The 10,547-nt window shown below is 52.3% G+C and carries 12 protein-coding genes; 6 read left to right on the forward strand and 6 right to left on the reverse strand.

Features of this window, described 5'->3' with window-relative positions:
* The first annotated feature begins 8 nt into the window (after window positions 1–8).
* Window positions 9–1,370: a right-handed parallel beta-helix repeat-containing protein gene (locus tag NTH01S_RS05210; RefSeq protein WP_084367020.1), complete on the forward strand. Its 1,362-nt coding sequence runs from the start codon at window positions 9–11 to the stop codon at window positions 1,368–1,370.
* A gap of 57 nt (window positions 1,371–1,427) precedes the next feature.
* On the opposite strand, the gene NTH01S_RS05215 is transcribed toward NTH01S_RS05210, so the two are convergent.
* From NTH01S_RS05215 to NTH01S_RS05240, 6 genes are all read right to left on the reverse strand, one after another.
* Window positions 1,428–2,423, reverse strand: coding sequence for a DUF6624 domain-containing protein (locus NTH01S_RS05215; RefSeq protein ID WP_068170514.1), 996 nt, complete (start codon window positions 2,421–2,423; stop codon window positions 1,428–1,430).
* Window positions 2,424–2,469: 46 nt separating this feature from the next.
* Window positions 2,470–4,083 carry a tetratricopeptide repeat protein gene (locus NTH01S_RS05220; RefSeq protein WP_068170515.1) on the reverse strand — a complete coding sequence of 538 codons (1,614 nt, stop codon included), beginning with the start codon at window positions 4,081–4,083 and terminating at the stop codon, window positions 2,470–2,472.
* A gap of 11 nt (window positions 4,084–4,094) precedes the next feature.
* On the reverse strand, window positions 4,095–4,460 hold the full coding sequence (locus NTH01S_RS05225) for a response regulator (protein WP_068170516.1): 366 nt from the start codon (window positions 4,458–4,460) through the stop codon (window positions 4,095–4,097).
* 4 nt (window positions 4,461–4,464) lie between these two features.
* Window positions 4,465–5,265 (reverse strand): SDR family NAD(P)-dependent oxidoreductase, encoded by an 801-nt coding sequence (locus tag NTH01S_RS05230; protein WP_068170517.1) that lies wholly within the window; start codon window positions 5,263–5,265, stop codon window positions 4,465–4,467.
* A 164-nt stretch (window positions 5,266–5,429) separates the two neighbouring features.
* Entirely contained in the window at window positions 5,430–6,017 is a 588-nt protein-coding gene (locus tag NTH01S_RS05235) for a CarD family transcriptional regulator (protein WP_068170518.1), read from the reverse strand.
* Window positions 6,018–6,071: 54 nt separating this feature from the next.
* Window positions 6,072–6,947 carry a bestrophin family protein gene (locus NTH01S_RS05240; RefSeq protein WP_068170528.1) on the reverse strand — a complete coding sequence of 292 codons (876 nt, stop codon included), beginning with the start codon at window positions 6,945–6,947 and terminating at the stop codon, window positions 6,072–6,074.
* 106 nt (window positions 6,948–7,053) lie between these two features.
* Between NTH01S_RS05240 and NTH01S_RS05245 the strand changes: the two genes are divergently transcribed.
* The 5 genes from NTH01S_RS05245 to NTH01S_RS12000 form a co-directional block, all read left to right on the forward strand.
* Window positions 7,054–8,169, forward strand: a complete 1,116-nt coding sequence (locus NTH01S_RS05245; protein WP_068170531.1) for an S-(hydroxymethyl)glutathione dehydrogenase/class III alcohol dehydrogenase — start codon at window positions 7,054–7,056, stop codon at window positions 8,167–8,169.
* 15 nt (window positions 8,170–8,184) lie between these two features.
* Window positions 8,185–9,042: an S-formylglutathione hydrolase gene (gene fghA, locus NTH01S_RS05250; protein ID WP_068170558.1), complete on the forward strand. Its 858-nt coding sequence runs from the start codon at window positions 8,185–8,187 to the stop codon at window positions 9,040–9,042.
* Complete coding sequence (locus NTH01S_RS05255; protein ID WP_068170534.1) at window positions 9,039–9,812, forward strand: ribonuclease T2 family protein; 774 nt, start codon at window positions 9,039–9,041, stop codon at window positions 9,810–9,812. Before fghA ends, NTH01S_RS05255 begins: the two co-directional genes overlap by 4 nt.
* Before the next feature lie 95 nt (window positions 9,813–9,907).
* A complete protein-coding gene (copC, locus tag NTH01S_RS05260) occupies window positions 9,908–10,288 on the forward strand; it encodes a copper homeostasis periplasmic binding protein CopC (RefSeq protein WP_084367022.1) in 381 nt (126 codons plus the stop codon).
* A 6-nt stretch (window positions 10,289–10,294) separates the two neighbouring features.
* A partial coding sequence (locus tag NTH01S_RS12000) for a hypothetical protein (RefSeq protein ID WP_218015973.1) occupies window positions 10,295–10,547 on the forward strand: 253 nt, incomplete at its 3' end.

The following is a 10,547-nucleotide window of genomic DNA, read 5'->3' on the forward strand; positions in this document are numbered from 1 at the left end:
GGTGGTAGATGGCCAGGCTTCAAGCGCGACGTGTGGTGATGGCGTATAGGCGCATAATGCTGTGCTTCAGCGTGTTGCTGTTGGCGCTTAGTGCCCATGCCCGGGTTATCGCGCATGACTGGTTTGTCGCGCCGGATGGTTCTGATCATGCTGAGGGAACGTTGGATGCGCCACTCGCGACGTTAATGAAGGCGCAAGATAAGGCGTCTTCTGGTGATACGGTCTATATACGAGGGGGTGTTTATCATCTTAGTGCGACGGATATTGCGACGTCTGACGGTATTTATACTGTTGTGAATGATATTGTGAAAGATCGTATTTCTTACGTTGCCTATGGTGAGGAAGTACCGGTTTTTGATTTTTCTGCAGTGCGACCATTTCAAAGGCGTGTCACGGCGTTTCAGGTTCGGTGTAAGGGCTGCATCTTTAGAGGCTTTCAGGTTGTGCATGTGCAGATTACGATTGCGCATCGACACACGCAGTCAGAGGCATTTCGGGTTCAGGGTGGGTCCGGTAATCTGTTTGAACGTCTCTCTATTCATGATGGGATGGGGATTGGCTGGTATCTTGTTTCGGGCGGTCATAATACGGTGCGAAATGTTGATGCTTATCATAATTATGGGCTGGATGAAGAGTCAAACGGTAATATAGATGGATTTGGCGCGCACCCTCGCTCGGCTTTAGATCAAGGGAATAGTATTGAAGGGTCCCGTGCGTGGTTTAATACTGATGACGGGTTTGACCTGATTAATGCACAGGCTTCGGTGACTATTACGCATTGTTGGGCATTTTATAATGGTTACGATTCAGATTTTACCCCTTTAGGGGATGGAAACGGCTTTAAGGCGGGTGGTTATGGGGCGAATGGTGGGCCTTATCCGCATCCTGTTCCGAGGCATGTGGTCATGTTTTCTTTGGCCGTGGGGAACCGCGTGAATGGGTTTTATGCCAATCATCATGTTGGTGGTCAGACATGGATCAATAATACGGCGATTGGTAATCGGGGCGCTAATTTCAATATGCTCTCTGTTTTGGATGATAACCGCACGAATGTTCCCGGTTATGGGCATATTATGAAGAATAATGTGGGGTATGCGGGGCGAGTGGAAGTCTCTTCCTTAGGGAGTGCTGAAGAGAATGATGTATCGTTTAATTATTTCACGCTGCCGATGACGATTGAACGGGCGGATTTTGTTAGTTTAGACCCGCGTGAACTCATGGCACCGCGTCAGCGTGATGGGGATCTGCCGGATATTCGTTTTGCGCATCTGGCGCGTGGGAGTGAGGCCATTGATGCGGGCCGTGATGTTGGCGAGGCATTTCACGGTAAAGCGCCTGATCTTGGAGCGTTTGAGAGCCATTGGCCGTGAGGAGTGAAAGCCGCCCGCCCCATGAAGGGGCGGGCGGGTGACATACTCGCTGATTTATTAGCAATGTGGCGGTAGGTAGGTGAGATACTGGGCCTCGGATGGGAGGTCCATTTCGGCGCGGCGTGCGTCGAGTGTTTTTGGGTTTTGGGCGCCGGCATCGAGTGAATAAGGGGCGTAATGGTGATTTTGGCAGGAGAGTTGAGAGCCGTAATGCTGCTTTCCCGTGATGGCGAGCATGACGCGGTCATACATCAGAGCGTAGTCGGGTTTGGATGATTTTCCGGCTTTGGCTAAGGGTTCGATTTGCCGCAATGCCATGACTTGAAGGGCGGGGTCATCATCGGCGTGTTGGATAAATAACCACAATGCCTTAGCGGTATGCGGGCCTTCTTTGAGAATACCGCTCCAGCCTTTTGTTTCGAGAACGTGTCGTGCCCAGAGTGTATTGTCCCGGTCAATAATGCGGAGTGTTAGAGAGAGTCTACCCATGAGGGCTTTTCTGCTGTCAGGGTCGACGCCAGAGAGTTCTTGAAAATTGTTAAGCGTTGGGGCGCGCCACGCTTGATCTGGGATAACGCGGCGGGCGGTTTGGTCGATGATATCGTCAGATGGGTGGAGAATATTGGTGGCGTTAACGGATGCATCTATGGCCATTTTATAGGCTTGGAAATAAGGGAGGCTGTGCTGATAGGCTGTTTGAAACTGCTCCCATGTTTTAAAATTTTTGATATTATATTGTACAGTGTCCAGTTGGCCGCAAATATGGTCTTGGTAGGCTTCTTTTTCGAGGTGGGTGGAAACACCGATCTTTTTAAGGGCGGATTCTTCAGCGCTTGTTGCGTCTTGTGAGCATTGTTTGAGGTAGTTTGTGATGCTGCTCCAATTTTTTATTTGTTCAGGCGTGGCGCCGGGGAAAGCGCCGCGGGCGAAGCTGTAATCGCCCGTATCTAATGTGCCATTTTTAATGAAGGGCGCAATGCTTGGTGGTGGTGGGGCGGCGGCGCAGAGGAAAATGGTGAGAGAGGATAAAAGAAGTGCTTTATATTTTGGCATTATCGAATCTCTTTCGATATGTTTTATTTATGAAACTATAAGTGCATTATACTATGATGCTGGCAACGCCTTCATGAACAGCACGGGTTAGTAATTGAGCGACACGCTCTACAACATCCCCCCATTCTTGAAATGTGGTTTGCCGGACAATGCGCATATTGGGGTACCACGGGCTGTCTTCACGGTTTTGCAGCCAGCGCCAGCAATTTGTGGTGCGGTCCATCATAATGACGGGTTTGCCTATGGCGCCTGCCAGATGCACCATGGATGTATCGACCGATACCACAATATCTAAGGCAGAGATGAGGGCTGCCGTGTCATCCATGTCAAAGCATTGAGGCATGTAATTGGTAATGTGTCCGGGAAAGTCAGGGAGTTGGTGGGCCGGTTCATCTTTTTGGAGGGAGTAGAAGGACATTCCGTCTAAAGCAGCAAGGGGGTTGAGTGCCTTGAGGGGCATGGAGCGCTTGCGGTCCAGCATGTAAGCGATGGAATTTTCACTGCGTACGCCGCCGCCCCAGACGAGGCCAACTTTGAGTTTGGTATCGTGTTGTAGAATTTTTTGCCATTGGGCGGCTTTATGGGAGTGTGTGGTGAGGTACGGAACAGGTGCTCCCATAGCGTCTGGGGTGGCTGAAAAGGCGCGCGGTAAGCTGATAAAAGGACAGTGATAGTCGTAATCCGGGGTGTCACCACCGACTTGCACCGTGTCTATGCCATCAATGCGGTTGCACAAGGAGGCGAGTGTGTGTGGCCCCCAGATATGGACGCGCGCACCTGTGCGGATAAGCGGAGGGATATAGCGTAAATACATGAGTGTATCGCCTAATCCCTCTTCCTGTGTGATGAGAATGCGCTTGCCCCGTAGGTCTAGGTTGGGGGTGATGCTGGGGAGGAGGCGGCTGCGGGGGAGGCTGGTGTGACCGGGAAGGCCAAAGCGCCATTCATGCTCTGCCCAGCCTTGGGCCATACGCCCCGCTTTGAGCATGGTAATTGAGTGGTTGAGGCGTAGGGCGGGTTCATGGGGGGCGAGGGTGATAGCACGGCGATAAACATTAGCAGCTTCGTCTAATTGGCCGATATTGGTCAAAGTACAGGCGAGGTTACAGAGTGGGGTCCATTGGTCGGGCGCGCGTTCATGTAATGTTTGAAGAATGGCTAAGGATTCATCAAATCGTCCTGCTTCAGAATACACCATAGCTAAAGTATTGAGGGTATTATCGTTATTGGGACGGCGTCTTAAACTTTCTTTTAAAAGGTGTTCGGCTTCGGTGAGGCGGTTGAGTTCTGTGAGAACTGTTGCTTTCGCCTCTAGGAGCCGGATGTCTTCAGGGGTTTGCTCTATTGCGGCATCAATAAGGAGGAGTAATTCCGGGCGAAGGCGCTGGCTTATGGCTTGTGGCAGGAATTGTGCAATGGGGTGAGGCCCAACGGTTGGAGCTGCGCGTATGAAGGCCTGTGCTGCGGGGGCGTATTGGCCCATGAGGAAGAGGGCGTGGCCGTTTAGAGTATGGGTTTCGGTTGTATGGGGTAGGGTTTGAAGGAGTGCGCGCGCTTGGCTCGGGTTGCGGGCTGAGAGGGCGGCATGACATTGGGTGATGAGCGTGGCGGTATCATCATTTTGCGGGGTAGTAGTCGTAGATGAATGGGGATCTATCATGCAGGTACCGCTTAGGAGGAAGGGGCTGTTAGCGCGTTTATCGCGTTGAGCACATCCTCTAAAGCGTAAGGTTTGGTAATGTGTTGTGCAAGTGTTGAAGAAGTATGTGGTAGGTTCTTCTTGCCGCTTATATACACAACGGGAAGGCGTGGCTGTTTCTTATGTGCGGCTTTTACAACGTCTAGTCCGTTGCTTCCTGCGAGATAATAGTCGGTAATCAGAACATCGAACGTGGGGCCATCTTTTAAGATGGCCTCCACGTCTGCAAGGCTAGAGGCTTCATGCGTAATGAAGTCTTCACCTTGCAGGTACTCTGTTAGGCAGAGTCGTATAATAAAGTCGTCCTCGACGACGAGTGCCGTGCGAGAAGCGGTCATGACCTTACGAAGACCAGTTCTTTTCGAAGTCACCGAACAATGTCAGGCCACCATCAACGAAGAGTGTTTGGCCTGTGATGTAGGTGCTGTCTTCGGCTGCCAAGAAGGTGATTGCGTCTGCGATTTCGCGGCTTTCACCGGGGCGCTTCATCGGGATATGTGATGAAACGTTCTTGTACTGCTCTGGGTCGTTGATCCAAGACATGTTGATTGGGGTGACGATCGCGCCAGGAGCAACGGCGTTTACGCGGATACCGCGGCTTGCATATTCGAGCGCCAGCGTGCGGACGATGTTGTCCACTGCGCCCTTGGATGCAGAGTAGCCGAGATAATGTGGTTTTGGAATGATTTGGTGAACGGAAGAGTTCACGATGATCACGCCATTGATGCCGTTCTCGAGCCAGTACTTAATGGCTTCACGGCATGGCAGCATCACACCAGTGACGTTGACGGCCATGACGCCTTCAAAGTCTTCCAGTTTGATGTCTTCTGAGGGAGACGCGATCTGGTAACCTGCGTTACAGACCAAAACGTCAAGGCCGCCCATGGTTTCGATGCTTTCTTGCATCAGGCGTTTAACGTCTGCTTCCTTGGAGATATCGCCTGTGGCGATGGCATGGTCGCCGACGGCTGCTTTCGGCAGTTTATCACGGACAGCAATGAGCTTGTCTTCTTTGCGGCCGTTCAGGGCGACTTGTGCGCCTTCTTCAGCAAAGCGTCGGGCGGTTGCTTCACCGATACCCTGAGATGCACCTGTGACAAGGACTTTCTTGCCGGCGAAACGATCTTTGTAAGGGGCGGGCATGATCTACTCACCTCTCCTTCAGCGTGGTTGATGTCCAAAACGGAGCGAAACCGTGACGGCATGTACGGTCAACGCAACATCTGCGAACAGGATGCTATGAAAACCGTACTTCCCGTGAATTTCAACCGGCTTAGGTCATTTTTACGCCTGAGGGGGGAAAGAAATCAGGCTGCCTTCATGGTTTTATTCAGCTCATCGAGCACGGAGGCGGGGTCTTTGTTCTCAAGAACCGCGACTTCTGCGACGAAGCGCTCTTGAGCGGCCTCAAACAATTTGCGCTCGGAGAAGCTGCCGTCAAGGCTATCAACATTGCGGCGCAGGTCACGCAGCACTTCAGCGATCTGGATGAGATCACCGGAGTTGATCTTCTCTTGGTAAGCAACGGCGCGGCGGGCCCACATGCCTTTGCTGACATGCGGCTTACCCTTGATGACCGTCATGGCTTTTTCAACAATGTCCCGCGTGACGATTTTGCGCAGGCCTGCTTTGCGGGCTTTTGCAAGCGGGATGCGCAGCGTCATCTGGTTGCCGGGGAAGGAGATCTGAATCATCTCAATTGCGGTATCCGCAACTTCGACCGTGCCGATCTTATCGACACGTCCTACGCCGTGAGCAGCGTAAACGATAGAGTCACCTTCCTGAAACGGGTCAGAAACCTGTTCCGGGTCGGACTGGCGAGCGGTGTTCTCGGCAGCGGCACGTGCCATTTCGTCGGTCATGCCGCCCTTTTGGGGGGTCTTGAACGTATTCATAAGGCAAGCCTATAGCAGAAAAACCCTCTTTTGTCGCGGTTTTTCGGTGAGGGGTCAGGGTTGAACCCCATGATGTATGGTGAAGGGGGGGGCGGGTTGTTCTCCAATGGGCTGTAGGAGGTCCCGTTCAATGGTGCGCGCCATGGTGGCCATGGGGAGAGCGTGGACTGATGTATCGAACGGTTCTTGTAAATCGCGGCCGCTTCGGTCGAGCATTTGGAAGAGAACGCCGATAATGCTGGAGCCTAATGGCGTGATCCAGCCGAGGGTTTGGACGGCGGAGAGTGGTAGGACAATGCAAAAGAGATGTGTCGCGATTTCGGGCAGAAGAGAATACTGTACGGGTAAGGGGGTATTGCGGATACGCTCTAGTCCGCCTTGTGCGTTTGCGATGTCAGACAAGATACGGTCAATGGTACCGTGAACAGCGCCATCGATGTCTTGTTTAAGGACTTCATCGCGTACGCCAAGGCCAATGTAATATAAGAGGGCATTGGGAGCATTGGTGCAGGATAAGACCGGAGCTTTCATGTGCTCAGGCATTAGGCGGGCCACATCTTCACCCGTTGGCTCCCCTCTGAGAGCGGCACGGAGTACATGGGGATAAGCAGCCATAGCGCGGGCGAGGTCAGGGCGGCCGCCGAGGAGAGAGGCTGTTTCACGCCCGAAGGAGCGGCAGTTATTGGTGATAGCGCCCCAGAGAGTTCGCCCTTCCCACCAACGCGCATACGCGGCGTTATTACGAATGCCGAGAAAAATTGCGAGGGCTGAGCCCATGAGGGAAATGGGAAGGGTGGGCTGTTCCATCCAGTCCTGATGGTACACTTGGAACAGGATAACGACCACTAAGTCCCATAATGCGAGGATGATAAGGGGTGGTAGTGTTTCTTTGAAAAGTTGGATCAAGCCGTAGCGACGCTGAACAATCATAAGACCCCTCCTCAAGGGTGGTATTATGGTGTGTATGTTATCGGAAGAACGGAATGTTTGGCTAACAGCAAAGTTTTGCTGAGCTGTATAAAAGGGTGACAGGATTATGGACGTAACGGCAGCAATCGCTCTGAAAGCTGGGCAACCGCTTGAGGTTGATACCGTACAACTGGAAGGCCCACGTGAAGGGGAAGTCCTCGTTGAAATTAAAGCGACGGGACTATGCCATACGGATAAGTATACGCTTTCTGGTCAGGACCCAGAAGGGCTGTTTCCTGCCATTTTAGGCCATGAAGGTGCGGGAATTGTGCGTGAGGTTGGGGCCGGCGTGAAGCACCTCAAGCCCGGTGATCATGTGATCCCGCTTTACACGCCAGAATGCCGTGAGTGTAAGTCCTGCCTGTCACAGAAGACTAATCTTTGCACCTCTATCCGGGCGACGCAGGGTAAGGGGCTGATGCCGGACGGGACATCACGTTTTTCTTACCGCGGTCAGCCCGTACTGCATTACATGGGGTGCTCTACCTTCGCGAATTATACCGTTCTGCCGGAAATCGCTTTGGCGAAGATTCGTCCCGACGCACCGTTTGATAAGGTTTGCTATATTGGGTGCGGTGTTACCACGGGTATCGGCGCTGTTTTGTTTACGGCGCAGGTTGAAGCGGGCGCGACGGTGGTTGTGTTTGGCTTGGGTGGTATTGGGCTGAATGTCATTCAAGGTGCCAAGATGGTTGGTGCAGGCCGGATCATCGGGGTCGATTTGAACCCAGAGCGTGCGGCGATTGCTCGTCAGTTCGGCATGACGGATTTTGTGAACCCGAAAGACCTTGGGCCAAATGGTGATCTTGTTGGGCATATTATTGAACTGACTGGTGGTGGCGCAGATTACACCTTTGAGTGCGTGGGGAATGTGACCCTGATGCGCCAGGCACTGGAATGCGCGCATCGTGGCTGGGGTGTATCTTGTGTCATTGGTGTGGCTGGGGCAGGCCAAGAGATTAGTACGCGTCCTTTCCAGTTGGTGACGGGGCGGCGTTGGATTGGTTCAGCTTTTGGTGGCGCGCGTGGGCGTACGGATGTGCCGAAGATTGTGGATTGGTACATGGATGGCCGCATTAATATCGATAGTCTGATCACTCATAAGCTGCCGATCGAGCGGATTAATGAAGGCTTTGATATGATGGCACGTGGTGAGAGTATTCGTACCGTTGTTGAATTCTGATTGGCGGAGGCTGTCATGACCGCGATCTCAACGGTTGAGACATTAAAGCAGCAGAGCTGTTGTGGTGGGTCCGTTCGGCTTTTACGCCATGCGTCTTCTGCGCTGGGGGTGCCGGCGCAGTTTGCGGTGTTTTTGCCGAAGGAAGCGCTGGAAGGACAGCATGTGCCTGTGGTGCATGTATTGGCAGGTTTGACCTGTAATCATGAGACATTTTTGATCAAAGCGAATGCTGTGCGTTTTGCCGCGCAGCATGGCTTTGCTCTGGTTGCGCCAGACACGTCACCGCGTGGTGCGAATGTGCCGGGAGAGGATGAGCGCTATGATCTGGGGACAGGGGCTGGCTTTTATCTGAATGCTACGCAGGAACCGTGGCGGCGACACTACCAGATGGCGGCTTATGTGGGGGAAGAGCTTCCTGCTGTGACGGAGGCACTTTTTCACTTTGATGGTGAGCGCCGTGGGATTGTGGGGCATTCTATGGGGGGGATGGGCGCGCTGGTTCAGGCGCTAACATTCCCTGAGCGTTGGAAAACGGTTTCTGCTTTTGCACCGATTGCGCAGCCGAGCGTGATACCGTGGGGCGAGCAGGCTTTTACGGCGTATTTGGGTGAAGATCGTGCACAATGGCGCGCTTATGATCCATGCGCTTTGCTTGATGCAGGGCAGTGCCACCCGGGTACGGTTTTGGTGGATCAGGGTTTGCAAGATGAGTTCTTGGACATTTTAAAGCCCGATGCTTTGGAGCAAGCTGCAAAGCGCGCGGGTCAGAGCCTAGTGCTTCGGAGGCATGATGCGTATGACCATTCCTATTGGTTCATACAAAGCATGATTGAAGACCATATGGTACATCATGCGCGGGGGCTTTTAGGATGAAATGGTTCGTTTATGCAGCTCTGCTGTTTCTGGCGGGGTGTGTTGGGCAAAATACAGTGCCGAAAGAGGCATCTTTGACACCCCATGAACATGGTGATTTTCGGCATGATACTTTAGCGCTGACATGGCAGCCGGGTTTTTGCTTGCCAGACAAGCCGGGGCATAATTGCCTTGCGGATCAACCGCGTACGCCGTTGATTGGTCTGCATGGTTTGTGGGCGTCTGAGCCGTCCTCTTTAGAGGCGCAGGGTATTCCTGTTCAGAAATGGTGGATGCAGGGCTGTGGATTACTGGGTGAGGCCGATGGTGCGTTGACGCTTCGTCCTGAAACGGCAGCCGATTTGGCGGCTGTTATGCCGCATTTTGAGCACCCGTTAGTCGTGCATGAATATACGAAGCATGTGCAGTGTTTTGGTTATCCTGCGGATGATTTTTTTGTGACGGCGATGTCGCTACGTACGCGTTTTGAGGCGTCTGCCGTTGGGCGTTATGTGACGTCTTTGGCGGGCTCAAAAGTGCAGAGAGATGATGTTCTGGCGCAAATTCAGCGTCTCTCGGGCGTGACGGCCGAGCGCGGTTTGCAGTTTCAGTGCAGCAAGCGGGCGGATGGTACAGCCGTATTGAGCCAGATATGGATGACGTTGAACCCGCAGAAGCTGGATGCTTTTCCGCAGTCGGGGTCTTTTATGTCATCACCTTTTGACCAGAATTCGTGTCCTGCCAGTTTTATCGTGCCGAGTTGGTCTATGGTGCCAGAGGCTGTGCGTTAACGAAAATTAAAAAACACATTCGACTTTAGTTGGTACAATTTTGACCTATTCCCTTTGTGTAGAGGGGAAGTTGTTGTTGGAAAGAGTAGAAAACGATGTTGAAAAAAATTGCTTTAATCGGGGCCACGGTTTTGACATTGGCGATAGCACCTGCTGTGCAAGCTCATGCAAAACTTCTTTCGGAAACGCCGGCGATGAATGCCAGTGGAGCCGCGCCCGTGAACATTACGCTCAATTTTTCTGAAAAATTGGCTCCTGCCTTTTCACGTGTGACGCTGAAAATGGTGTCCATGCCGGGTATGGATATGCCGACGCCGCAAGACGTGCCGGTGAAGAGCAGTGTTTCTGCCGATGGTAAATCTTTGGTGGCGGTCCCGGCGGAGGCATTGAGCGCGGGCAAGTATGTTGTAGAATATCGTGCCGTTTCGGCAGATACGCACCGCGTTAAAGGTGATTATCTGTTTACAGTTCAGTGATCTGACATGAGTGGGTGGATGGAATATTTTATACGCTTTGGGCTCTATACGGCGCTGACGATGTGTTTTGGGGGCTCATTTTTTCTATCCACCTACTTTGAGGAGATTAAAGGCAGTCAATACGGCCTTTCGATTAAAAAGATTTTTCCATTTTTTTGTGTATTAGCATTTATTTTTTCAGCGCTGCAGATCGTGTTTTTAACAGAAGCGATGGAAGACGTTTCTTTATCTGAGGTATCGCTGAAAGGAATACTCTTCC

This window comes from Neokomagataea thailandica NBRC 106555 (assembly GCF_001598495.1).
Classification (GTDB): Bacteria; Pseudomonadota; Alphaproteobacteria; order Acetobacterales; family Acetobacteraceae; genus Gluconobacter; species Gluconobacter thailandicus_A.

What these genes read in the sequence shown, in the direction of transcription:
- NTH01S_RS05210 (WP_084367020.1), top strand. Translation starts at nt 9, where the DNA reads ATGGCCAGGCTTCAAGCGCGACGTGTGGTGATGGCGTATAGGCGCATA.
- NTH01S_RS05215 (WP_068170514.1), bottom strand. Translation starts at nt 2,423, where the DNA reads ATGCCAAAATATAAAGCACTTCTTTTATCCTCTCTCACCATTTTCCTC.
- NTH01S_RS05220 (WP_068170515.1), bottom strand. Translation starts at nt 4,083, where the DNA reads ATGATAGATCCCCATTCATCTACGACTACTACCCCGCAAAATGATGAT.
- NTH01S_RS05225 (WP_068170516.1), bottom strand. Translation starts at nt 4,460, where the DNA reads ATGACCGCTTCTCGCACGGCACTCGTCGTCGAGGACGACTTTATTATA.
- NTH01S_RS05230 (WP_068170517.1), bottom strand. Translation starts at nt 5,265, where the DNA reads ATGCCCGCCCCTTACAAAGATCGTTTCGCCGGCAAGAAAGTCCTTGTC.
- NTH01S_RS05235 (WP_068170518.1), bottom strand. Translation starts at nt 6,017, where the DNA reads ATGAATACGTTCAAGACCCCCCAAAAGGGCGGCATGACCGACGAAATG.
- NTH01S_RS05240 (WP_068170528.1), bottom strand. Translation starts at nt 6,947, where the DNA reads ATGATTGTTCAGCGTCGCTACGGCTTGATCCAACTTTTCAAAGAAACA.
- NTH01S_RS05245 (WP_068170531.1), top strand. Translation starts at nt 7,054, where the DNA reads ATGGACGTAACGGCAGCAATCGCTCTGAAAGCTGGGCAACCGCTTGAG.
- fghA (WP_068170558.1), top strand. Translation starts at nt 8,185, where the DNA reads ATGACCGCGATCTCAACGGTTGAGACATTAAAGCAGCAGAGCTGTTGT.
- NTH01S_RS05255 (WP_068170534.1), top strand. Translation starts at nt 9,039, where the DNA reads ATGAAATGGTTCGTTTATGCAGCTCTGCTGTTTCTGGCGGGGTGTGTT.
- copC (WP_084367022.1), top strand. Translation starts at nt 9,908, where the DNA reads ATGTTGAAAAAAATTGCTTTAATCGGGGCCACGGTTTTGACATTGGCG.